The organism is Enterococcus lactis (assembly GCF_015751045.1).
GTDB lineage: Bacteria > Bacillota > Bacilli > Lactobacillales > Enterococcaceae > Enterococcus_B > Enterococcus_B lactis.
Map to the genome: position 1 here is coordinate 17,500 of NZ_BNJW01000004.1, position 24,366 is coordinate 41,865.

At 37.3% G+C, this 24,366-nt stretch carries 25 protein-coding genes and 2 pseudogenes; 5 read left to right on the plus strand and 22 right to left on the minus strand.

All coding sequences use genetic code 11. The features are described from left to right. Positions 1–25 precede the first annotated feature (25 nt). Positions 26–637, plus strand: coding sequence for a 30S ribosomal protein S4 (gene rpsD, locus KFO35_RS02945; RefSeq protein ID WP_002294265.1), 612 nt, complete (start codon positions 26–28; stop codon positions 635–637). A gap of 138 nt (positions 638–775) precedes the next feature. Continuing rightward, the gene (locus KFO35_RS02950; RefSeq protein WP_002315542.1) at positions 776–1,315 is read left to right on the plus strand and encodes a biotin transporter BioY; all 540 of its coding nucleotides are present in this window, start codon (positions 776–778) and stop codon (positions 1,313–1,315) included. 74 nt (positions 1,316–1,389) lie between these two features. Here KFO35_RS02950 and KFO35_RS02955 read toward each other — a convergent pair whose 3' ends face one another. The 6 genes and pseudogenes from KFO35_RS02955 to KFO35_RS02980 all read right to left on the minus strand — a co-directional run bounded on the left by KFO35_RS02955 (position 1,390) and on the right by KFO35_RS02980 (position 5,922). Further along, positions 1,390–1,899 carry a QueT transporter family protein gene (locus KFO35_RS02955; protein WP_156271920.1) on the minus strand — a complete coding sequence of 170 codons (510 nt, stop codon included), beginning with the start codon at positions 1,897–1,899 and terminating at the stop codon, positions 1,390–1,392. 333 nt (positions 1,900–2,232) lie between these two features. Further along, entirely contained in the window at positions 2,233–2,994 is a 762-nt protein-coding gene (locus tag KFO35_RS02960) for a 3-oxoacyl-ACP reductase (RefSeq protein WP_156271922.1), read from the minus strand. Beyond that, positions 2,991–3,212, minus strand: coding sequence for a DUF2829 domain-containing protein (locus KFO35_RS02965; protein ID WP_002290506.1), 222 nt, complete (start codon positions 3,210–3,212; stop codon positions 2,991–2,993). Before KFO35_RS02965 ends, KFO35_RS02960 begins: the two co-directional genes overlap by 4 nt. Positions 3,213–3,231: 19 nt before the next feature. Beyond that, positions 3,232–4,818: pseudogene (locus tag KFO35_RS02970) on the minus strand (helix-turn-helix domain-containing protein). After that, complete coding sequence (locus KFO35_RS02975) at positions 4,818–5,519, minus strand: LrgB family protein (RefSeq protein ID WP_002315539.1); 702 nt, start codon at positions 5,517–5,519, stop codon at positions 4,818–4,820. Before KFO35_RS02975 ends, KFO35_RS02970 begins: the two are co-directional and overlap by 1 nt. Next, on the minus strand, positions 5,512–5,922 hold the full coding sequence (locus tag KFO35_RS02980; protein ID WP_002315538.1) for a CidA/LrgA family protein: 411 nt from the start codon (positions 5,920–5,922) through the stop codon (positions 5,512–5,514). The genes KFO35_RS02975 and KFO35_RS02980 overlap by 8 nt, the downstream gene beginning before the upstream one ends. Before the next feature lie 325 nt (positions 5,923–6,247). Between KFO35_RS02980 and KFO35_RS02985 the strand changes: the two genes are divergently transcribed. Next, entirely contained in the window at positions 6,248–6,982 is a 735-nt protein-coding gene (locus tag KFO35_RS02985) for an MIP/aquaporin family protein (RefSeq protein ID WP_002290500.1), read from the plus strand. A 91-nt stretch (positions 6,983–7,073) separates the two neighbouring features. Here the strand turns inward: KFO35_RS02985 and KFO35_RS02990 are convergent, their stop codons facing one another. The 12 genes and pseudogenes from KFO35_RS02990 to KFO35_RS03040 form a co-directional block, all read right to left on the minus strand. Continuing rightward, a complete protein-coding gene (locus KFO35_RS02990; protein ID WP_231401907.1) occupies positions 7,074–7,988 on the minus strand; it encodes a hypothetical protein in 915 nt (304 codons plus the stop codon). Between the two features lie 123 nt (positions 7,989–8,111). Then, positions 8,112–8,372, minus strand: a pseudogene (locus KFO35_RS14375) (helix-turn-helix domain-containing protein); the annotation flags it as partial. A gap of 387 nt (positions 8,373–8,759) precedes the next feature. Beyond that, positions 8,760–9,857 (minus strand): WxLIP family cell surface protein, encoded by a 1,098-nt coding sequence (locus tag KFO35_RS02995; protein ID WP_156271926.1) that lies wholly within the window; start codon positions 9,855–9,857, stop codon positions 8,760–8,762. A gap of 120 nt (positions 9,858–9,977) precedes the next feature. Beyond that, positions 9,978–12,005: a lectin-like domain-containing protein gene (locus tag KFO35_RS03000; RefSeq protein WP_025477287.1), complete on the minus strand. Its 2,028-nt coding sequence runs from the start codon at positions 12,003–12,005 to the stop codon at positions 9,978–9,980. Positions 12,006–12,151: 146 nt separating this feature from the next. Next, positions 12,152–12,877, minus strand: a complete 726-nt coding sequence (locus KFO35_RS03005; protein ID WP_025477286.1) for a WxL domain-containing protein — start codon at positions 12,875–12,877, stop codon at positions 12,152–12,154. 540 nt (positions 12,878–13,417) lie between these two features. Continuing rightward, positions 13,418–14,389 (minus strand): tagatose-bisphosphate aldolase, encoded by a 972-nt coding sequence (gene lacD / locus KFO35_RS03010; protein WP_156271928.1) that lies wholly within the window; start codon positions 14,387–14,389, stop codon positions 13,418–13,420. Positions 14,390–14,401: 12 nt separating this feature from the next. Continuing rightward, positions 14,402–15,328, minus strand: coding sequence for a tagatose-6-phosphate kinase (gene lacC / locus KFO35_RS03015; protein ID WP_002315532.1), 927 nt, complete (start codon positions 15,326–15,328; stop codon positions 14,402–14,404). After that, entirely contained in the window at positions 15,325–15,855 is a 531-nt protein-coding gene (lacB, locus tag KFO35_RS03020; protein WP_002315531.1) for a galactose-6-phosphate isomerase subunit LacB, read from the minus strand. The genes lacC and lacB overlap by 4 nt, the downstream gene beginning before the upstream one ends. 13 nt (positions 15,856–15,868) lie before the next feature. Next, a complete protein-coding gene (lacA, locus tag KFO35_RS03025; protein WP_002315530.1) occupies positions 15,869–16,297 on the minus strand; it encodes a galactose-6-phosphate isomerase subunit LacA in 429 nt (142 codons plus the stop codon). Positions 16,298–16,314: 17 nt separating this feature from the next. Continuing rightward, positions 16,315–17,718 (minus strand): 6-phospho-beta-galactosidase, encoded by a 1,404-nt coding sequence (gene lacG / locus KFO35_RS03030; RefSeq protein WP_070703939.1) that lies wholly within the window; start codon positions 17,716–17,718, stop codon positions 16,315–16,317. Positions 17,719–17,729: 11 nt separating this feature from the next. Beyond that, entirely contained in the window at positions 17,730–19,391 is a 1,662-nt protein-coding gene (locus tag KFO35_RS03035) for a lactose-specific PTS transporter subunit EIIC (protein WP_002315528.1), read from the minus strand. A 15-nt stretch (positions 19,392–19,406) separates the two neighbouring features. Next, positions 19,407–19,718 (minus strand): PTS sugar transporter subunit IIA, encoded by a 312-nt coding sequence (locus KFO35_RS03040; RefSeq protein ID WP_002315527.1) that lies wholly within the window; start codon positions 19,716–19,718, stop codon positions 19,407–19,409. A 172-nt stretch (positions 19,719–19,890) separates the two neighbouring features. Here KFO35_RS03040 and KFO35_RS03045 point away from each other — a divergent pair, with 172 nt between their 5' ends. Continuing rightward, on the plus strand, positions 19,891–20,676 hold the full coding sequence (locus tag KFO35_RS03045) for a DeoR/GlpR family DNA-binding transcription regulator (RefSeq protein WP_002315526.1): 786 nt from the start codon (positions 19,891–19,893) through the stop codon (positions 20,674–20,676). Between the two features lie 152 nt (positions 20,677–20,828). Here the strand turns inward: KFO35_RS03045 and KFO35_RS03050 are convergent, their stop codons facing one another. From KFO35_RS03050 to KFO35_RS03060, 3 genes are all read right to left on the minus strand, one after another. Beyond that, the gene (locus KFO35_RS03050; RefSeq protein WP_002315525.1) at positions 20,829–21,728 is read right to left on the minus strand and encodes a metallophosphoesterase; all 900 of its coding nucleotides are present in this window, start codon (positions 21,726–21,728) and stop codon (positions 20,829–20,831) included. A 9-nt stretch (positions 21,729–21,737) separates the two neighbouring features. Next, positions 21,738–22,094, minus strand: coding sequence for an iron-sulfur cluster biosynthesis family protein (locus KFO35_RS03055; protein WP_002315524.1), 357 nt, complete (start codon positions 22,092–22,094; stop codon positions 21,738–21,740). A 63-nt stretch (positions 22,095–22,157) separates the two neighbouring features. Beyond that, positions 22,158–22,739 carry a GNAT family N-acetyltransferase gene (locus KFO35_RS03060; protein WP_002315523.1) on the minus strand — a complete coding sequence of 194 codons (582 nt, stop codon included), beginning with the start codon at positions 22,737–22,739 and terminating at the stop codon, positions 22,158–22,160. A 229-nt stretch (positions 22,740–22,968) separates the two neighbouring features. Here KFO35_RS03060 and KFO35_RS03065 point away from each other — a divergent pair, with 229 nt between their 5' ends. Next, positions 22,969–23,265, plus strand: coding sequence for a hypothetical protein (locus tag KFO35_RS03065; RefSeq protein ID WP_002315522.1), 297 nt, complete (start codon positions 22,969–22,971; stop codon positions 23,263–23,265). Between the two features lie 139 nt (positions 23,266–23,404). Here KFO35_RS03065 and KFO35_RS03070 read toward each other — a convergent pair whose 3' ends face one another. Next, complete coding sequence (locus tag KFO35_RS03070; RefSeq protein ID WP_002315521.1) at positions 23,405–24,355, minus strand: siderophore ABC transporter substrate-binding protein; 951 nt, start codon at positions 24,353–24,355, stop codon at positions 23,405–23,407. Positions 24,356–24,366 lie beyond the last annotated feature (11 nt).

The following is a 24,366-nucleotide window of genomic DNA, read 5'->3' on the forward strand; positions in this document are numbered from 1 at the left end:
CTTATATTCATTGGAGGAAATTTTAATGTCTCGTTATACAGGACCATCATGGAAAATTTCTCGTCGCTTAGGCATCTCATTGTCAGGCACAGGAAAAGAATTAGCACGTCGCCCTTACGCACCAGGTCAACACGGACCTAACAGCCGTGGCAAACAATCAGAATACGGCATGCAATTAACTGAAAAACAAAAACTTCGTCACATGTACGGAATGAACGAACGTCAATTCCGTAACTTGTTCGTAAAAGCTAGCAAAATCAAAGAAGGTAAACATGGTGTTAACTTCATGATCTTACTAGAACAACGTTTAGACAATGTTGTTTACCGTTTAGGACTTGCAACGACTCGTCGTCAAGCACGTCAATTAGTTAACCATGGTCACATTTTAGTTGATGGCAAACGCGTTGATATCCCTTCATACCACGTAGAAGTGGGTCAAGTGATCTCAGTTCGTGAAAAATCACAAAACATCGTAACAGTAAAAGAAGCTGTAGAAGCAACTGTTGGACGTCCAGCATTCGTAAGCTTTGACGCTGAAAAATTGGAAGGTTCATTGACTCGTTTACCAGAACGTGACGAACTATATCCAGAAATCGACGAAGCTCTTGTCGTTGAATACTACAACCAAAGCTTATAATTTCAAAAGCTTTCTTGAAAAAGACCGCTATCTATTGGATAGTTGGTCTTTTTTTTATTTTCTATTTACAAAGCAATCACTTTGTTTTACAATTTCGTTAACCAAATAAAAATATTAAGTTAACGAAAAGAGGTCATTATGAACCGAACATTGAAAGAATTGATACTGGCTGCGGAATTTGCCGCGATTATTTCTGTCCTTTCTCAGATGACCATTCCTTTTGGTTTGGTTCCTTTGACAGGGCAAACATTTGCTATTGGACTGACAGCCACTTTTCTCGGAAGAAAACTGGGATTGATATCGGTTACAGTTTATCTTTTACTGGGTTTGATCGGTCTTCCTGTATTTTCAGGGATGACTGGAGGCATAGCTGTTTTATTTGGTCCAACTGGCGGATATTTGATTGGATTTCTCTTTCAAACATGGCTAACTGGCTGGATGATCGAAAAAACAGACGCTCATTACTTGTACGCAATCTTTGCCAATCTAATGGGCTCTCTTGCCGCCTTAGTCTGTGGGACGATCTGGCTGAAGATAAGTGGCGATCTTACTTTTACAACTGCATTTGCCAGTGGGCTGCTGCCTTTTTTACTGCCGGAAGCAATCAAAGCAATTGGAGCAGCCTATATCGGTGTCTTGATGAAAAAACGGCTAAATCGATTTCTTCGAACGAATTGAGCAAAAAAGCAGCATGGAAGAAGACTCAACATCCGGTCTCTTCCACGCTGCCTTATTTTAATTTAAACAGATCTTTATTTTGTCAAATCTACTTTTTTACCGATCCAATAAATAATTATCCCACCGACAATCATTGATGCCAGTTCTCCTAAAGCAATCACCCACCAATTCAAGAAAAAAGGTAGTTGATATAAAATCGTTAGCTGACCAGCTACTGTAAACATGGAAAAAGCAAATACGCATGCTGTCACAGCCATTTTGATTTTCATGTTTTTGATGCGACTAGTGATTTTATAGTTGATAAGCAATACAATCAGCGTGCTGACGCTTCCTACTACAACATCTATCAGTCCAAGAGGAGAAGCAATATTAGCCAAAGCTACTCCCACTGTTACCGCGGCGATGTATCTTTTGTTATATAAGGACAGATAGTTGAACATCTCCGAGAGACGAATCTGAATCACTCCAAAGCTAAAAACAGACAAAACCAGCGTCACTGCCACATATAAACCAGTGACTAGCGCCATCCGAGTCACATCTGTCGTTGTCCAGCGTTTGGCTGAACGGGTATTATTTTTTTCCATGTTCTATTTCTCCTTTGCAAGATAATTTTATCTTGGTAATGACTGCGACCAAAGGATGGGAAGAAAATTCCAACTGAAGTGCCGCAGAAGGTTGTGAAAAAGCTACCCTGCAACAAGTAATAAGAATAGTCAAATAAAAATAGCTCCTCCTATTTTTCATTTGGCTGGACTTATTACCGCAGTTGCAAGCTTTTGAACACCGTTTATATCAGAAGGTTGTGAAAAAGCTGTCTGACATCAAATGCCGGGAACAATCATCGACTTTCTTTTATCATCAACCATTTGGTTCTCTCTTTATTTCTTATCATACAGAAGCTTGAAAAAAACACAAGGTTATTTTAGCAACCAGCCACCGTCGATTGGAATAATCGTTCCTTGTATATAGCTTGCTTGAGGAGAGGCAAGAAATAATGTCAGCTCCGCTACTTCTTCCGGCTGTGCCCATCGCTTGACTGGTGTTTCATTTGCCACCCACTCTGCCATCTCACCTTTTCCTTCAAAATCAGCCGCATTCATCGGCGTTTGGATGGCTCCTGGAGCAATTCCTTTTACTCGGATCCCCTGCTCCGCGTAATCCAGAGCGAGTTGTTTAGTAAAACCGACGATTGCATGTTTCGCACTTGTATAAGCGATCCCACCTCCGCCAGCAACCAAACCCGCAATCGAAGCCATGTTAATGATTGTTCCGCTTTTTCGACGGATCATATCAGGAAGGATGATGCTTGTTAGATGATACATGCTTTTCACATTCGTTTCATAAATCAGATCCCACAGCGATTCGTCAGTTTCCATCAAGGATTTGTATGCATCTAATACCCCCGCAGTATTCAATAAAATCGTAACTTCACCAAAATGATTTTGGCATTTCGATACCGCTTGTTGGAGTTCTTTCCTCTGTCGGACATCCCCTAGTGCGTAGGCAAAAGTTTCAGGAAATCGAAAAGAAAGTTCTTCCATTTTTCCAAATTTTTGATCTAATCCAAATACAAAGGCATCCTGTTCCAGAAAAGCTTGGGCTTGTGCGGCACCAATACCAGAAGAAGCTCCTGTAATAAATACGACCTGTTTAGCTAAATCTGGATAACGGTTTTTCATTCTACGATCGCCCAATCATCTGCTAAAATATCGCAAACTGTAGGAGCAAAGCTAGAAAAACCTTCATCACTTGTTTTGATCAATAAGTAAGGCGTCACCGGACAGCCATCAAATTCATCATCGGATACGAGAACAACATAAAGCTCAAATCCACTCCATCCTTTACGAATAATCTTTGCACCTTTTTTCAATTCTGGTAAAATTTCTTCAAATGTCATCTTTATTCTCCTTTTTTTATTATTTTTTTGATTGTTTTTGTTTTTGAATCATTTCAAATTTTTGAGATAGCTGAATGTAATCTATCAATTTTAATTCTTCGGTCACAATAAAATAGTCAAGATCCGCCCACGGTTTTCGATGAACTTTACTTGTGGAAATCAGAAGATCCACTTCTCTTCCCCGATAATCCGTTGGTAGAAAAATCAGCTGATAATCATTACGGAAAAACGTCCGTAACCCCTCCTCTAACAGTTGCTCTTCAAATAATGGGAAATCTGTCATCAAAAGGATCGTGATCTTTGGAAGCTGTGGAGTAAAGGCTCCTAATGTTTTAAACACAGTCAGATACCGTCCCATCAAAAACGCATGATTTTTAAACGCTAGATGATTAGGCTGTTTGTGTCTGCTTTCAAAAAAGCGTACTAACCATTGTTTTAATTCTTTGTTTTCAATGACTAAATGATTAATGAAGTCACTACTGTTTCCATCAATCGTTTCTTTTGCGTTAGGAAAAAGATAGGCGAAAAAATGACTACTGAACAAATAGTTTTCTGCCTCAAAGGTCAGATCTTCCGCTGGTAGCTCCTGCTCTTCTTGATAAAGAGAAAGAGCTGCTTTTGCTTCAGAAAGAGCTGCAAAAGGCGGTGTTTCTGCTTGTTGATGAAAATCAAAAATTTTCTTCCGTATCTTAGGATCACTATAATATTCTTCACGCGTCATCAGAACAAGAAACAATGCGCCTAATTCGTCTTCTACTTGAAAATAATTAGGAAATACCGGCTCCATGACTTGGCAGAATCGCTGGAACAACAGATTGTCTGCGATCAGCCCTCTTTTTTTCTCATTCAATACCACATAATGCTTCTGTGATTTTCTTAAAAAAAAGGCACCTAGCATGTATTCCAATCGTCTTTTTTTGATTTCATTCAAACGAACGTTGAAAAAAGCCATGATATGTTCTGCCATATTTTTTACGTCCATTTGAGAAATCGTTTCAAACGGCCAGATTTTCCCTCGAAACAACTGCCAGAATGTCATATGCAAGTAAAGTCGAATGATTTCTTCTTCGCCTTGCGCGATATATGTACCTCGTTGCAGACGAATGCCATAAGTTTGCAGTTGCTGTTTCCATTCATTGATTTTTCGATGAGCAGTGGATTCACTAATGTAATGCTTTTGCGCAAATTGGTAAATTGTGTGGAATTCTTCAAAAAAAATGTCGTGCAGCAGCTGGAATTTCAGCGTACTTTGCACGAGATAGATCAAAAAACGCTCATGTTCGATTGAATCGAGCGTATCATAAAAGTTATAACCAGAACGGTGATTTTTTGTAAACAAAGGGTGCGTCTTACCGCTAAACTGCTGATAGTTTTTAGACAGCTCGTTTAGGTATTTCGACACACTGCGGGCATCCAGCTGAACAACTTGCGCTAATTGTGCAGCAGTATGCCAAGCTTGATCCTCAAAACTTTCTAGGAGGAGAATCTTATAATATAGATCTTTATCAAATTGTTTAAGATACTCGGAAGACAAATACACGTCTTTCCCTCCTTTTTTATGCTAGAACGTTTTGGTTATTGTAGCATAAAATAGTGGTTTTCGCATCAAAACAAGCCAGCAAAAGGCTGAAAGAATAACGGCAGCAACAAAACGGTCAATATCCCATTTACGCATATCGCAAGCCCTGAAATGATCCCTTCTACTTCGCCAATCTCGATTGCTTTTGCTGTACCGATAGCATGAGAAGTACTTCCTAACGCCACACCGCGAGCAACGGGACTTTCGATCTTGAATAAGCGGAAAATATGAGTAGCGATCAGCGAGCCAAAAATACCTGTAGAGACAACAATAGCAAGAGTCACGGCATTCACCCCACCCATCGTATGAGACAAATCGACAGAAATAGCCGTCGTTACAGATTTCGGTAGTAATGAGATGACCATCTCTTTATGAAGAGAGAAGAAATAACCGATCCCTACACTAACCAAGCAATTTGCGACTATCCCTGCCAAAATCGCAGCTATTACAGGATAAAAATTTTCTTTCAACAAACGGAAGTTTTTATAAAGCGGGATGGCAAGTGCCACTGTCGCAGGAGTAATCAGCATAGTCAAAAAATTGCCGCCGATATTATACTCTTTATAGCTGACGCCAGAAAAATGCAGAAATAAGATAATAACAACAATCGATAATACGAGAGGATTCAAAACAGGCAGTTTATATTTCCGCAAAAATTTGTCAGATAATACGTACACTCCTAAAGTCAAACTTAAGCCAAATAATGGATTCACAAAAAACTCAGTCAATTTGATTCTCCTCCATTTCGTTTACAGATACCCTGCTTGCTTTTTTCTTACGGATATAGCCTAGCAAAGCTTCTACCCCTTCTGCCGTTTTTCCCGCTGTGACCATCGTGACGATGGAGCACACGACGACTGCCCCCAGTAAAATAGGCCATATCGAAGCAATGTCATCAAAATATTCCAATAAACCTACACCAGCTGGAACAAATAAAATAGCTAGATTATTCAATAAAAAGTCACCAGTTGCTCCGATTTTTTCAGGATCAACAAGATGCATTTCAAATGCTAAAAATAAAAAAAGAATACCTAAGATACTCCCAGGAATAGGTAAATGAGCAAAAATTCGGATACCTTCTCCTAATACAGAAAAGAAAATAATAATGAAAAACTCTTGAAAAAATTTCATCAAACAACACTCCTTACGTATAGCTTTCATTTTACTAACAAACCTTTTCTGAAAGTTTCAAAACATGCTGTTTCTAAGATACAATTTTTGAGAAAAAAAACGTTTTTTTTTTGGTATATTTATAGTTAAGCTTGGTGATTTGTGGAGAACTTTTAAAAAGAGTTGGAGTTTTACTGTTGGTCTGGTTTCTTATACGTAATGGAAATCATTTTTTTATTCACATTTGTTAAGACTGCAGAAATCCTTCCGACACGAAACACTGCACCGATGCTTTTCGTGTTGATGTTTCTTTTTTTTTGCATTTTTATAACATTTGGAGGTATTTATGGATTACTCACTAATGACCCGTCTTGCGGCGGAAATGATTGGTACAGCATTACTAATCGTGCTAGGTAACGGTGCTGTAGCAAACGTAGATTTAAAAGGTACAAAAGGATATGGCAGCGACTGGATGCTGATTGCTGTCGGATATGGATTTGGGGTTATGATGCCGGCAATGATCTTTGGCGGAATCAGCGGTAACCACATCAACCCAGCATTTACGATTGCCTTAGCGTCTAACGGATTGTTCCCTTGGGCTGAAGTTGTTCCTTATATCATTGCACAATTGATTGGTGCAGCGATCGGACAATTGATCGTAGTGGCTTGTTACAAACCTTACTACGACCAAACAGAAGATGTAAACCATGTGTTAGGTACATTCTCAACAATCAACAGTGTTGGTTCTAAATTCAATGGTTTCGTCAATGAATTCTTTGGTTCATTCGTTTTATTCTTTGGAGCTTTAGGTATTACAAAAGCACCATTCTTCCAAGATAACCTTGGTACAGCTCACTTAGCACTTGGTTTCCTTGTATGGACATTAGTTGCTTCACTTGGTGGTCCTACAGGTCCTGGTCTGAACCCAGCTCGTGACTTTGCACCACGTCTTGTACACGCACTACTTCCATTGAAACATAAAGGTTCTTCTCAATGGGGATATGCATGGGTACCCGTTGTTGCACCTATCTGTGCTGGTGTCGTAGCAGTATTCTTATATAAATTATTATTTATGGCTTAATTAAAAGCTAAATAAAAAAACTTGGTACAGCGATTGCGTACCAAGTTTTTTTATTTTAGAAAAAGCAGGTGGACTTTCTAAAAGAAGTTCACTATTCGATCCTGTCGATGATTTCTTCAGGAAAATCGTCTATTTGCTTGTCAATTTTGCTGTCTTTGTATTTCTCTTCTTGGATAGTCAACAAAATCTTTGTAAGGTTCCCCCAGTCTACTGCTCTTGGCGGATCAAGCCAAACCACTACTTGAGACACACTTTCTTCATATAAATTGTTTCTATTCGTGATTATAACATCCGGAAAATCAGTTTTTCCAGCCTCTATCACTTCCGTATTCAGATTAATGTACAAACTTAAATTTTTCTTGATAAATCGATTATAGGCAGCACCATAGGAAAAATCGATGATGATCTTTACTGGCTCAGAAACTAGTTGAACGGGTATGTGATTGATCAATAACAATAAATAACTGAAAAAAAGAAAAAATTTATCTTGAAGCAACTCTTTGTGTTTTGACATTAGATCATTCATATACTCTAATAGATAGCAATAAAATGTAGGATAGTTTTGATTAAAAAAAGAAATATCTAGTGGAAATTCATCCGATTTATTAAGGGTATAATGCAAAAGTTTAAAATGTATTTTGGTTAACTCATTTTGGATCGATTTTCTCGTTTCTTTCGGTAACCGTTTGAACCGTTTTTCAAAACTTTCAATGAACCGCTCATTCAACCATTCGATTGTTTCATCTTCTTTTTTCCTCAAATACTTTTGATCTAACTTATCATGGAGATAAAGCCACGAGAAGATCTTACAGATAAAAACAACTGATTCTGTCTCCAGTACTCCTTTTAGATAGAAAAATCCTATATCTGAGAAAAATAGCGGCTGATTGTTGACAATATCTAAAGAATCTTCTTGTTCAGACAATAGATTGATTGCTAAAAAGTGGAATAATTTCTTTTTTTCATAAGCGGAAAGAGGATAATACCGATTTAAATTTTTTACCATTTTTTCTGTTTTTATAATTATAGGTAGCGCATACAACTTTTCAACACTTATTTCTGTTGAGTTAAAAAGATTATATAAAAAAAGGCGGATGTTTTTAGGATTTCCTGTCAACTTTCTTTTCTCAAAAAAAATTTGATACTTTTTTAGATTTCTTTTCAGCCCTTGCAATACTTTATACGCCACAGAATAACTCACATGGTGCTGTTCAGCAAAATTTTCTATTGAGATATATTTTTCCTGAAAGAAAGCCAATACCATTTTCATGGATAAAGAATCTGTTATATAGCGAGATAATAGGGCTTTACTAGAACTTTTACCATTGATTTCCAAACATATCATCAATTCACTAACAGTTAGACGAAAATTTTTCTCTAAATCGAACATTTGTAAATCATGTTTTAGCTTATCGATAGTTTTTTTCAAGAGAAATGTCGATAACGATAGTTTCTCTTGAATATCCGAGATTGATTCTGATAAATTTGAGCTTGCTTCTAAATATTTAAGTAATGAATAACTTCTATAATCTTCCTTGCTTAAAAAAACTCATAATTCATTAGCCATCAGCTCTTTCTACGTATATTGCTGTTTCCATTCCTTCACTGCTACTATCCCTTCTTATTCGTTTATTCGGCCGTTCTTGCTGTTATACCTGTTATAATGATTATATCATTTACTTATAGGCATCTACGCTAATACAAAAGCATTTTATACTATCGAAAAAGGACTTAAATATCACGCAATAAGGAAAAACTATTATTTGTTATTTTGATTTTACTTTTCTTTCTCTTCTTTCTTTCTCAAAATAAACCAAAGGATAAGTATTAAAACGAACAACAAGAAAATTAGCGCTTCCAAGATGTAGATCCAATTATTGGCCTTTTTAATCGTCACATCTTTCGTATTCAATTCCTTGGCTTCTTTCCCGTCTATCATAAACACTTTTTCAAATATCCATTGGTCGGTATAGTTGATGGTGGTATTTTCTTTTTTTCTTGAGAATTTTCCGTTTTCATTTTCATTTCCTAGAATGGTCATTGTGAGATGATATTCGCCTGGAGTTAGTGGCTGACCATTCAAAGCTGTTGGAAAAGAAAAGTTTGTATTCGGCGCAATCTGCAATCCTTCTTTTTCCTCCTGATATAAAACTTCAGAATGTCCTTTTTTTGTAATTTTTGTTTCAATAACTACTTGATTGATATAGGTTTTTTGATCATTTTGGACGTTTGCTAAAATGACATTTCTTGCATTGATTTGATCAGGTTTAACTTCATGGAGTACTAGGTTAGGAGCAACTTCATTCAGTGTCTGTCGCATTAACAAGGCAACAGTATAGGCGTATTCATTCTCAATCGATAAGCTTTGATCCTTGTTTTCTGTTTGATCCTTTTCCGTCACAATTTCTTTGAATGTGATTCCACCAGCCAATACGCCATCGAATCGATCTTTTGGCATCTTGGCATGAAAAACCACGGTTTGAACGCTTTTAGGTTCCAGTGTCACTGTCTCTGGGTAACTCACATAGTCGATCAGATCAAAGATTAGACTTTCGTCTTTTTCAATCTCATTTTTTCCATATTCAACCATTACGTTTGAATTAGTCGTTGCGCTATTCACAGAAATGTCGATTTTCACTTCTTTTTCCGTATCATTTATCAATTCTGCTTTTAATTCTACTTCCTGATCTGGAACAAGTTGGAGATCGAAATAAGTTTTTCTTTTATCGATCTGATTCTCTGAAGTTATTGGCGTCACCGAAAAATTGAATGCACTAGCTGTCACTGGTAACTGGTTAAAAAGTGTCCCTATAATAACTAGGAGTGTTATAAATAATTGCTGTTTTGGTTTCAAGAAAATCGCTCCTTTCATCATATGTAAGAAAAGATGGGAACAAAAGCGTGTCTCTGCCATTTTAAGCTGTGCAGGAAATAAGTATTTATGGTTCCTGTTGTCCTTGGTGATCCATGCTTTTGTCCTCATCTTCTCTTTTTATTAATTTTCTGGAACATCTGCAAGAATCCAGGATAGTTTCCCCTCAAATGTTCCAATCCTTTGATTTTCTACAGGAATATCTATTCTGATTCCATGTTGAGATGTAGAATCTAAAATAGCAGACAAATCACTTTCGCCTTTTTGGTCACTTTCAAAAATCGTAACAGCAGATGACCCTATAACCGTTGTCTCTTCAGAAGTAACAAACGAAAGAGCTTCCGGGAGTTCAAACGTTCCATTTGTAAGAACTTTTTCTTGTTTCAATTGTAATATCCAACCTCCAGAAGCCCGTTCATCCATGATTTTCAATCCACCTGAGAACTGCCCAAATACACTTAATGGTTTATTGGATATTTTATGTTGCCCAAAATCTACATACTGAGGAGCCGCTGAAAGATAAAGCTTTCCTTTTCTGTAATAAAAATAGATATCCGCTGTATTTTCGGAAAAGACACCTTCTGTATTCGCTGAATCAGAGTCAAAAACATATCCCTCAATATCAATAGGAACTTCTTTATAACTCTCTCCGATTTTTCCAGTGATTGTTTTCATTTCTGCGAGTTCATTTTGACTCTCTTTCTCTTTATAATAAACATGGACATCTATTTCCTTCAGCTTCGCAATCGTCAGACTTATATCATTTGACTGCTCAATTAACTTTGCATTCTCAAGATATTCAAAGTGCATAGTCAGTACCTTTTCGGGAATGACTTCTTGCAAGTCTGTTTCCAACTCAATAATCAATGTATCTCCAAGAACAAAATAATCTCCTAGATTGAGTGTGACTCGGTTTCCTGTTATCAGGATATCTTTGGCATCAACTTGATTTCCGTTGATCAAGATACGCTCAGGAATATTTAATTCTTGTGGTAGGTCTATACTAGTCTCCAATTTCTTATCTTCAAGAAAATTCCCAGTAACTTTCAATGTATTTCTGATAGTTATCTTATCGTTTCTTTCAACTTCAGCGATGGCCCCATAATCACTATCATTGACTTTTACATCAGCTGATGATGACACATTAGATGGAAGTTGCGTCATCGCGATAGCGTTTTCTTGAAAAAATGTACCTGTTGAAGAAGTAAATCCCCAATTTACTTCTGTAGAACCGAATTGACTGATGAGATCAGGTACAATGTGAGAAGAGCGACCGACACCTTCCAGATCATAGGTGAGACTTCTTTGAGACGCGTCCCATTGAATGATTAATGTACGCCATGTACCATCAGAGAGAAAAGTAGGTGCTACTGTTACGCCAGTATGCTCTCCGGAATAATTGTTGTTATTTGGTTTAGGAGTGACAAAGGCGACATGTCCATGTCCCTTATTATCGGCAGTTATTTCACGATCCATTCGATCAGAAGAGCCACTATTTTTATATGTGTCGAACTCAATCGAGAGTGCATTTGCGACATAAGGCTGTCCTGATCGAGTCGAATAAGAACCAATTCCCATACCTGGGGAACCGATAACTTGACTGGGATCATTAGCCATTCTAGAATCACCAGTCAATGTAAAAGTCATACCATCTCCTGCTTTATCTCGTTGATTTCCTAAATATAAATAACATTTAAATGTAAAATCTGAGCGTAAATCGATTTTATTGTTTGACCAAATAGCTCCTCTTTGAGACCTCTCTGCTGGATTCAATTGCAATAGCTTCCCGTTTTCCAATATGGACGTGCTGGTACCGATAGGTTGTTGAAAAATCTTATCAATAGAAATAATATTGGGATCATTAGGCAGCCCCACTCGATAAGTCGGGGCATTCTCCAATGGCTGTTTGATTAACTCTTCAGATTCTTCTTTGTCAGTGGTCTCTTTACTGTCAGTAGTACTTGAATTCTCACTGCTTTCTTGGATCTGGCTGGATTCTGTTAAACGATCGAATGTCGAAGCCTCTTTGCTTTCTTCGACTCTTCTATTATCATTCACCAACTGATTCGATTCCAAAGAATACCCTATAATCGGAAAGATATTAGTCGCTAATAGACTGCTTAAAATGAGCGCGATCCTTCTCTTTTTCACTATATCTTTTCCTCCTGATCGTTGAATTCCCAGATGAACTGTTCCTGTCCAAACTAATATAGCTTGGCCTTTACCAACCTTTGTTTAGATTGTCTTCACAAAACCGTTTGACTGCATGCTTATTTTCAATTGTTCTTGCAAGTAAACTAGTTATTGGGTGTATCTTCTAATGTCCAAACTAATTTAGTAGAATATTGTTGCGCTAACTTGACAGATGTACCAGGTACCGAAAGCTGTACCGCATCTTTATTTTCATTTTCATTCGCACCAAATCGATAGACCCAAGTCCCCACACCTGTTCCTGATTTAGCATTGATTGCTAACGTATTATTTCCTCCTGGTGTCAGCGTTAATTCAGAATTAACCGTTTCAGGTGTATATGTTGGATCAACCAAAGAAACAGCCTGTCCTTTCGTAAACTTCAGCTGTGCTCCAACTAGTTCGTCCCCACTGGCAGTTTTAAATTGTTCTGGTTGTGCTACACTTAATTTCCACCCAGATAGTGTTCCTCTTTTATCTGTCACTTGGACATATGTCGGTTTTTTAGAACCATCAGTCATTTCATCAGCAGATGCATAATACGTTTTATCTGCAGTAGAAATTTTTTTAGTCCCAAATTTGAATTTTGATCCATAATCAATCGATAATGCTCCTCCTGTTCCAGGACTTGGAGGGTCTACTGGATCGACAGGGACGTTGGGATCAGGATCTTCCGGATCAACTGGAGGAGTTATTCCCTCATCTCCTGCTTCAAATGTGATCGTTCCGTCTGTGTTATATTCCTTTGGGTATACTTCAGCTGCAGAGACAAAAGTCGCACTTACTGCCATACTGAATAACATCGTTGCTACTAATATAGTTTCTTTTTTCATCATTGCCATTCCTCTTTCTTTTTTTAATAAATATACAATCGATCCATAGCACATGTTTGCTTTACGGAACTTATGAGAGAGAAGAATATCGTCCCGTGTCTGCTCATATATGTCGATTAGTTGTTAGGTGATCATCAGTCCGTTTTGATTCTTATTTTTCTATTGCCGCTTGATGCAATTAAAATTAGAACTATAGCTGTCATAGTCTTTAAAATCATTTGTACGTCTCACACCCCCATCCATCAAAATATGACTTGACTGTCAAGACTGCAATCAATAGTTATTATAAGTAAATAAAAAATACATATTATATTATTTTTTGACAGTATCAGATAAAAAAAGAATAAACGCTTGCATCTAGTACTCCCTATGTTATGAACCAATTGATCAAATAAACATTCGCTAACTATTCTCCACAGCAAAAAAGCAGCAGATCCACGATAAATGGATCTACTGCTCTTACTTATCCTTATATTTAACAGGGATTTTCTTTGTCGTTGATGATATTCCATCACTGCCGTAGTAATAATAGAAAAAATATTAGAACTTATTAAAATCAATAGGTGTCGCGGTTTCCTTCAATACGGTATTTAAGCTTTCGATATTTGCTCGTCCTTGTGTATTCATCCATTCAATTGCTGCCTCTTTTCCATCAAGGACATAATGTTTGATTCCATCAGCCCAAGTGGCACGACCACAAAGAACACCGTTGAAAGTAGAACCGGCATGTTTTGCAAAATGTAAGGTTTCTTGGAATAATTCAGAGGTTACACCAGCACTCAAAAAAACGTAAGGCAGAGGAGTAGATTCAGCTTGTTCTTTGAAAAAAGCTGCTGCTTCTGATTTTGTATAAATGGCTTCATCTATCCCATACCCTTCGACATATTTCATATTGACTGGCACTTCTACTTTTAGTGCATCCACCCCGTAACGTGTTTTAGAGAATTCTTTCATCATTCCAATCACTTTATGGGGTTTTTCGCGTGCATATTTTTTCGATGTTGAATCAGGAATGGTTGCATCATAAGACAGCAATTCTAGAAAGAATGGTAACTTCTCTGCTTGACACTCCAAACCAATTCGTTCAATAAAGGCGTGCTTTTGATGATTGATTTCTTCAGATTCATCAATATCATAATATAGCAGTGTTTTGCATGCATCCGCACCAGCTTCTTTCAAGCGCTTGACTGACCAAGCAGTTAACAAATCTGGAAGGCGTCCAGGAGTGGAGAGATCATAGCCGGTTTTCTCATAAGCTAACAACAATCCTGAATTTTCGTTCTTTACATCAGCAGCAGGTAGCCCGTAGTCTGGATCTAATAAAATAGATGATGCATATTCCGTTAATTCAGAGGCAACGATTTTCTTAAATTCTACAATCTCTGTGTCTTCTGCTTCACTGAATTGAGCAATCATTTTCTTCCATGCACCACGTTGGTCGATTGCTAAAGCACCAATTATCCCCTCGCTACTACATAAGCGATTGATAAATCGTCGTTTTTCTTCATTCAAATCGATATCCTCCTAGACTTCTTTTATTTGTATCTGCTTAATTAATGTATGATAATTTACTAACTCAATATAACCCGTGGTTTCTTCTTGTGCATTTAGTATTCCCAGAGCATTTCCTTGCTTCAGCACCACATCAACTGATTTCTCTTTTTCAATAGCAATCGCTAAACCAGCTAACATTGCATCACCAGAACCTACAGGGTTTAAGGCTTTGATTGAAGGGATCATCACATGATAGAATCGATTCGAATGTTTAGCAAATGCACCTTTTCTACCCATCGAGACTACAACCCAGTCAATACCAGCAAACAACGGATCCGATAAAGCTACTTTCAGTTTCTTCACATCCGTAGTGATAGGCTGATCTAATAACTCCGCTAATTCTTGTATGTTTGGCTTAATCAAATACGGTTTAGACTCTCCTTTAAGTACTGTCATCAATGCTTCACCAGAACAATCTAACATGACCGGCTTGGGTCTGCAGACTTGTATCATTTGCTGGTAAAAATCTATCGGAAGTCCTTGAGGCAAACTACCAGAAAAACAAATAACATCAGCTTTTACTGCCAATTTTCCTAAATGATTGAGAAAGTCAGAAGCCTCTTGTGTAGAAACAATTGGTCCACTTTCTAAGATTTCCGTCTGCTGACCTTCATGTAAAATAGCGATGCAATTTCGTGTTTCGCCTTTGATAGACAAAAATTCATGAAGGATATTATCTTGCGTTAACCTCTCTTTGATTTCTTTCCCTAAAACCCCACCAATTAATCCACTCGCCATCACTTCTGCATCTAATTGCTTCAAGATGCGTGTGACATTCAATCCTTTCCCACCGACTGTTTTTTTCACATTTTTCACACGATTGACTGCATCTAAACTAAATTCTGTTAATGGATAAGAAACATCGATTGAAGGATTCATCGTAATCGTTAGAATCATTGATTAGCCTCACAATCTTGGTATTCATCGCGATTCCATTTTTCGATAAATTCATCAAAAAAATTCGGATCAATTTGATACTCACTAGCTTTTTCGATTTGTTTGATTTTAGCAATCAATTGCTTGTTCTCATCCGTTTCTTGATATTTTGCCTGAATGAAAGCATCAAGAATATCACAAATCAAAAATTCTCCAGTAATTCGAGCGCCAAACCCGATCACATTTGCATCCAATTGTTCTTTTGCATAGATAGCTGTTGTCATATCACGCACTAATGCGCTCCGAATACCTGGAACTTTGTTTACTGCATTATTGATTCCTACCCCGGTCCCACATAAACAGACCCCTAGATCTGCTTTTCCCATCACTACTGCTTCTCCTACTTTTTTTCCATAAATGGGATAATGAGTCCGTGTGAAATCATAGGTTCCCATGTCTAATACTTCATGTCCTTTTGCTTTCAAAAAATCTGATAGAGCCATTTTAGTATCTGTGACGATGTGGTCACAACCAATTGCGATTTTCATACTTTCTCCTTTTTTATGCCATTTTATTCAACATATCTACACGAACTTGATGTCGACCACCTACATAAGTTGCTTGTAAAAATTCCTTTACGATCGATAACGCTAACTCTTCTCCTATGATCTTCGATCCAAGAGCAATCATGCGAGAATTATTGTGCTCTCTAGTCATATAAGCGCTACGTTCGTCTGAAACTACTGCTGCAATCATTCCTTTGACTTTTGTTGCTGTGATGAAGCTCCCTACTCCGTAGCTGTCTACTGTAATACCTAAACTTCCTTCATTCTTCATTAGATCATTCGCGACGGCTAAAGCAGATGCTACAAAATCTTCCGAAGGTATCTCACTTTTATCTGCTATCATAAATCCTTTTTCGATTAGATCTTTCTTGATCACTTCTTTCAGTTGCATTCCATCTTTATCCGAACCGATTACTATACGCATCTTCTTACCTCTCTTCCTTATTCAAGCAATTTGCTGTTGCTGATTTTCTTATACCAATAGGCACTTTTTTTCGCATATCGATTTTGATTTTTAAAATCGACATAAAATAAGCCATAGCGTTTCTTATAGCCATTTGTCCATGAAAACACGTCCATCAATGACCATACAAAGTAACCTTCTACATTTACCCCGCGCTCAATAGCTTTTAAAATGGCTTTCAAGTGTACGAAAATATAAGCGATTCGAGAATCATCTTGCACTTGCTTGTCACATAACACATCTTTTTCGCCCATTCCATTTTCTGTTACATAGATTTTTTTATAGTTTGGATACCGTTCCTTGATAAAGACCAACATATCCTCTAGCCCTTGCGGATAAATTGGCCAATCCCAGTCTGTTGTTGGAACTTCAGGGTTATTGACTCTTTCTCCGACCCCTTTCAATGCAAAACGACTACTTCCTTTTTCTCCCGTACCGTTGTGATGGATAGCAGATTCACCAATATAAGCTTTTACGAAATGGCTAGCATAATAATTGACTCCAATAAAATCAATTTGATCAGCTGCATAAGCTAATATCTCAAATTCTTCACGTGTAGTTTTCAACACTCCTTCGTTTTCGTGAAGAATCTCTTCGATGCTTTCCAAAGTATCTTCAGCGTAATGTCCCCTATAAGTAGCGTCTAATAAAAATTGATTTGCTAAAATATGTTCTTTTCTTGCAGAACGTGTATCTTCAAGATGATTGGTAATACCATATTTTGATTCCAAGATGTGGACAATACCGATTTCCCCTAGGCACTCCGCCTTTTTATACTTTTCAACTACTTTTGCATGGGCAACCATCATGTTGTGCATGGCTTGGATGGCTTTTGGAAGATCGTATTTTATATTCGGTGGAAAATGACCAATAATGTATTGACCAGCTACTACAGACCAAGGCTCATTGAACGTGATCCAATAATTTACTTTGTTCCCATATTCTTTGAAACAAAACTCCGCAAAATCAACATAAGCAATAATCGTTTCTTGAGAAAGCCAATCGCCCTTTTCGAACAAAGATAAAGGGGTGTCAAAGTGATGCAAGGTGACAAAGGGTTCCACTCCATTAGCTATACATTCATCAATCAATTTGTGATAAAACTGAACACCGGATGGATCAAATTTTCCGACACCTGAAGGAAATATCCGTGACCAAGCAATAGAAATACGAAGACCATTGATACCGAATGCACGGCAGAATTCTAGATCTTCTGGGTATTTATGATAAAAATCACTTGCTAGACTTGGATCAAACATACCTTGCTCTTTTAAATAATCATCCCAATAATTCTTCCCTCGATTTCCTTCTAATAGTGCACCTTCTGCTTGAAAAGCAGCTGTCGCAGCACCAAAAACAAAATGTTCCGGAAACTTATTCATTCTCTACCTCCTTAAATTAAATTTTTAAAAACAAAATCTACTGCTTGATTCGGCGCTTTCGCTAAAGCCACATACTCCGCTCCACTAGTAGAAACAGCTTTTGTTTTGTAATTTTTTACATCTTCTTCCAATTCTTTAAACATTGAAGCCATTTGTGGAGCTAAAACGATCAAATCAAATTCATTGATTAAATCTTTGTGTTGCCCATAAGCCATTGCTGTAGATTCAATATCGATAGCTCGAGCTTTAGCACCTTTTTTGATTGCATTAGCCAACATAGAACTTGTTGCACCATTTGCACATAGAACCAATACATTTTTTTGACCACCTTCTTCCATTAACCCTGTAATCATTTGTTCAGCTATAGGAGGTTCTTCTGTAAAGATTGGTTCAGTCTTTACTTCCTCAAGGTTTTCTTTTGCCACTAATTCATTGTCATATGCTTTGAAAAATGGAAAATATATTAAAAAATCAACGATCAGTAATAGTATGACTAATAAAACTGCTAATCCAGCAAATCCTGTTCCTAAAATCAAACCAATTGGTCCAGGCGTTGTCCATGGCAAATTATAAATAAATCCATCCATCCCTAAAGTATCGACGAAAAACTTAAAAATCCACACATTTAAGATTGGCGCAGTCACAAAAGGAATAAAGAAAATCGGGTTCAAAACAACTGGTGCACCAAACAGGATCGGTTCATTCACACCAAATAACACAGGGATAGCAGAAGCACGGCCAATCGTTTTCATTTGCTTCGACTTTGCCAAAAAAGCAAACATGAATGTTAGGATAAGCGTAGCTCCTGTACCACCTAAAGTAGCGACAAAATATTGGATCCCTTGAGAAAGAATCCGTGGTGCATGTTCACCACTTTGATAGAGCTGAAGATTCGCTTCAACATTTGTAATATAGATTGCCGCAACTGCAGGTTCTACGATAGAAGGTCCGTGGATACCGACAAACCAGAAAAAAGCCATTGCACCAAAAATCAATGCCAGTCCTAAATATCCATCTGCAGCACTAAAAATTGGCTGGAACAATTCAATAATCTTTTCTGAGAATCCTGTTCCTGCTAAATGCCTGAACCCTAAGTCGAATAACCAAAAAAAGACAGTTGCTAACGTGATTGGGATAAGATCTTTGAATGTCTGCGAAATATTCCCTGGAACTTCTTCAGGCATTTTTACAGTGATATTGTTTTTGACACAGAAACGATAGATGTTTGGGACAATAAATCCGACTACAAAAGCTGTCAACAATCCTTTTGTTCCCATAAAATCAGAAGAGAAACCGCCTTCAATCGCATCCACGCCAATAATCACAAATCCGATAAATGCTGCAATCATCGTTGAAGTTGGATTGATTTGATTGGTTTTGGGTAGTTTATTATTAAAAGTCTCCGTCAAACTTTTTGTCACGGTAGCGGCCATAAGCAAACCTAGAATACCCATTGATCCGTTGTAAGCCTTCATTAGAATCGTTTCGATTGATGTATCCCAATGGAAACCGAAGGCGTTTGGAACATAGGCAGCTAACAAAAAGAAACTTGAAAAAAGAATCACTGGTATAAGGCTGATAAAGCCATCTCTAATCGCTCTCAAGTAAGGATTATTCGAAATCTTTTCAAAATGAGGTTTCATCTTTTCGATTGTTTGTATCAGCTGTTTCATACTGCTTCTGCCCCCTTACGCTTTTTTGTAGATATTGAATAAATGTCTGATCGTATCTTTCAACAACATCGTCGTCATCAAGTGATCTTGTGCATGGACCATGATAAAACCGATTTCGATTGATTCACCGTTTGCCTCAGCTGCTAACATTTGTGTTTGAGATTTATGTGCCTCCATCAAACTGGTATGAGCTTCTTCTACTAGCCGCTCTGCTTGCTCAAAATTTTTCTTTTCTGCTTCTTCAATCGCTTTCATTAATTTGGATCGTGCTTCTCCTGCAAATGCAACTACTTCAAATCCAATCATTGCTGCTTCTTCTTTATTCATCGACTTCTCCCTTTGTTTGTTTTTGTTTGCTTTTGTTTCTTCCAAACATATCATAAAAGAAGAAGCCATTCCTGTCAAAGCAGAGTTACTGTTTAAAATTGACTTTATTTTCAAAATATAATATGTTTAATTCGGACATAAAAGAAGGACTTGAACGAGGGGCAAGAAAAAAATGATAAAAGAAGAACGTCAAAAGTATTTGATGGATTTATTGAGCCAATATAAATTCTTAAAAGTAAGAGACATCGTCAATGAACTTAATATAACTGACATGACTGTTCGTAGAGACTTTCAAGAATTAGAAGATAAAGGACTGATCATTCGTGTACATGGCGGTGCAAGAATCATTGAAGACAATAAGAACGATATACTTACTGAGCTAAGCCATCGAGAAAAACAACATATCCATCTCAATGAAAAATTGGAGATTGCAAGGATCATTGCTGAGAATATATTCGAAGACGAGACTGTTTTTTTGGGTGCAGGTACAACCATCGAACTAGTCTATGAGTTTTTAACCGTGAACCATGCCAAGATCATCACGAATTCCATACATGTATTTGACAAATTCAAACATGATCCAAGATTTGAATTGATTTTGATTGGCGGTTCTTATCGGAGTAAAACAGGTGCATTTGTGGGGACGATTGCAAATGATTTTATTTCAGGAATCCATGTGATGAAAAGCTTTATCGGAGTAAATGGATTAGATACAACTGCTATCTATACTTCAAATGAAGACGAAGGATTAACTCAAAAATGTGCGTTGAATATTGCTGAACAGAGATTTATTGTTGCTGATCACCACAAAATAAATAAAAAAGATTTTTACAGTTTTTATTCTATAAAAGACGCTGACTACCTAATCACTGACTCAATGATTACTGCGGAAGATCAAGAAATATTTGGAAAGAAAATCCCTATATTATCTTCTAAGGGACGACTTGATTTATCTTGAATAGAATGAATTTTCCGTTATTGCTTTCTCTCATGATGCCACAGATATAGAAAAACAAAAAAACTTGGTACACGAATGTTGTACCAAGTTTTTTTGTTTTTATGGAATGTGTTTATTAATCAATTAAACATACATAGGTATAACTGTTTCTTTCAATACGAAATGATCGTCATCGCTTGTTCAAATTCCTCTTGCAAATGTTGTGTTTGATAGTGCTGGAAAGCTGGATGATGGGCACGCAAGAGTACACGTAATTTCATAGGATCATAGCTGTCTAACAACTGTTCTTTCAAAACAAAATCACGAGTCAGTTGCCATTCATAATAATAACCGAATGGTCGACAACTATAAATTGCTCCATGGATCAACTGATCTTCGAACCGCCGATGCGTATGACCAAAAACTACTTGCTTGATATTTGAGTAATGGTCTAATAATTTCCCGAATGATTCTGATCCTAAAAACGCATTTAATTTGTTCCAACGCTCATAAGGAGCAGATTGATACACGATAAATGCTCGTTTAGGAACGAAATGAGTGGATAGAATGACCTCAAGCTTTTTTGCTTCCAACTGGTCTAGCAAATTTTTTGCAGCTGCAAGCATTTCTGCATTGACCTCGAGATCTGTTTTCCCACGCTGGATGAACCGATCATACCAATACAAACGTTTCATTCGTACGATTGCATCGTAATCTTTCAATTCGGAAAACTGATAGTCGTACCAGCCATTCATCCCTAAAAGAACGGTCTGCTCATTTAAAGCAATATACCGTTCATTTAAAAAATGTGGGTCTGGAAAATGGTCCATCATCTGTTCATTGGGCACATCTGCCAACTCGTGATTGCCGAAATGAAAGGTCGTAGATAATCCTTTATTGACGAAAAATTCGACAACAGCTAGGCATCGATCTACTTTATTGGCCGTATCTCCGGCTAGATGAAGCCGAGTGATCTTGTGCTTTTGCAAAACTTGCCAAAGCTGCATCAGCTCTGATTCGCCGAATTTATTGATGTCCACATGTAAGTCGCTGATGATCGCCAATTTTCCCATTTTATCCCTCTAGTCTTTTCGAACAACTTGCAAGTTGCCTTTTCTCAAACCGCTTGGTCCTTTTAATTGTAAACTATTGTAAGTTGGTTCTAAAGCAAGTGTTGATGGATCATCCATGTAAAGTATTGCACTGTCTTTGATTTTGATTGGTCCAACTGGTGTATCAGCCACTACAGAATAAAGACTTAGATCTTTTTGTGTATCTTTTTTAACAATGATCAATCGAAATGCCGTGTCTAATTGGCAACTGACTTGGCTTTCTGCAAATGGACCGTCGCCGTTTTCGATATCTAATAAAAGTTGATCATCTGCTTCTAATTTATTTTTCAATACTTCTTGCGCTTCTTTTGTCACTTCTAATTTCATCTGTATCACCTCACGTCATAGAATAATCACTTTATTCATCAGATGCAACTAATTTGTCTGGTTTTAGCTGTTTCTTGTTTGTTGGAGAGCCAACCATTCGGATTTTGTGATTCCTCTTATCACTAAAGAAACCACTTCGCCATTTCTTCGCTCAGCATCTGGGATCAATCCTTCTTTTTTCATATGTAACTTCTCCATTACCCGTCCCGAATTGGAATTTCTCACGTCATGGGTAGCAAAGATCCTTACAAGATCTAATTTTTCGAAACCTAGTTTCAGCAAAGCAGCAGTAGCTTCAGGCATATAGCCATTTCCCCAATAGGCAGAATTGAGCGCATATCCGATTTCGGCAGTCCCGTTATGGTCATTCACACGAATATCTGTCGTTCCGATCAGTTTACCTGATTTTTTTAGTTCTATACCATATTTTCCTAAAGGGTCCTTTATAAAGGATGTAGCAATAGTTGCTCTTGTTTCTGCTAATGATTGGTTTGCGGGAAAGAGGAACCGTGTCGTTACCTCATCACTTGCATATTCATATACATCCTCTGTATCTGCTAAAGTGACGGGTCGTAAAATAAGTCGTTCTGTTTCTATCCATTGATTTTCTGCCAGTACAAGGTCTGTTTTAATTTCTTCTCCCATCTAAATCCGCTTCTTTCGTTATTTTTTCTCTACTATAGCGAAGCAGGCTCCAAAAAGCAACCTGTTATTTGTCCAACCTTATCCATTCCTTAAATAACAAAGTATATTCTAAAAAATAAACATCCCTTAATAACTATTGGAAAAAGAATAACTTTTTGTTCACGGATTATTAACAACTCTTCGGTAAAGTAAACTTATCAAATAAAAAGACTTCTTTGGAGGAATCACTATGAAAGAATATATAAAAAGTATCTATTTTATCAAAGAAACACAAAACATCGAGGGTTCTTATATTGAAGTAAAAACACTTTTTGTCAATGAAGATAAAACAAAAGCATTGGATATCTATAAAAAATTAGCTGCAAAACAAACGAATAGTTTCGGATTGATATTAAGCGAGTATAAGATCAAAGCAGAAGAAAGTTATTTCTATCAATTATTAAAACGTTGGAGTAAGCTTCCTGCCGATTTTTATCGAAAAATGCAGATCATCAACTATCAACCGCTTGCTGAGACACATGCGTGAATAAAGGTTGTGAAATCAGCACTTTAACCTGTGTATTAAAGAAAAAAGATTTCCCAAACACATAAAAACCTACCGCTAAAAGTTAGCTGGAAAATCTAACTTTTAGAGGTAGGTTCAATTTTTTCGATTATTTTTGATTCTACTTAAATGCTTGATCCACATCTTCGATCATCAGTTTCATTGACTCTAAACCGCCCCCGCTTAAATACCAGACATCTGGTTCAAGAGAGATGATCTGCTGATTTTTACCAGCATTCGTTTGTGCTACCAGTTCATTGGCAGAAATATCATCTTTGCTGTCGTCTCCACCAATAGCTTTTGTTCGGTCTACCACAAATAAGATATCCGGATTTTTTTCTAGCACATATTCATAAGAAACACTTTGACCGTGAGTGGATGCTTCGATTTGATCATCCGTTTGTTCAAAGCCAAATAAATCATGGATGAAACCAAATCTAGAACCTGATCCGTAGGCTGACAATTGCCCTTCATTCACAAGTGTGACTAGTGCTTTTTTATCAGACGCTTCTGCTTTCTTTTTCGTCTGATCGATTGCATTGGATAATTCCTCTAATTGAGTTTTGGCTTCTTCTTGCTTCCCAAAGATTTCCCCTAAAGTAGTGACATTTTGCTGGAAAGATTCCCATGGCTTTTTCGCATCTAAAGAAAGGAAAATAGTCGGAGCGATTTGACTTAGATCTTTTTGAAACTCTCTTTGCCGGCCAGAAATGATGATCAGATCTGGCTGAAGCTGATTGATTTTTTCTAAGTCTGGTTCTTTGATCCCACCTGCTGATTCTACTTTTTTATAGGAGGAAAGATACTCAGGAAGGCTGCTCGTAGCTGCTCCAACTACCTTATCTCCAACACCAAGAGCATCCATCGTATCTAAAGAACCATTGTCGAATACGACGACTTTTTCAGGATTCTTTGGCACCTCGATTTGATCGCCATTACTGTCTTTTATCGTTAATGCTGTTTCAGCTTGCGTACTTTTCTTTGTATCTGCCTGACTGGTGTTGTTACTATTTCCACATGCTGCTAAACCAAATGATGCTAGAATCAAGATACCTACTACTAATTTTTTCATCTCTTCTCTCC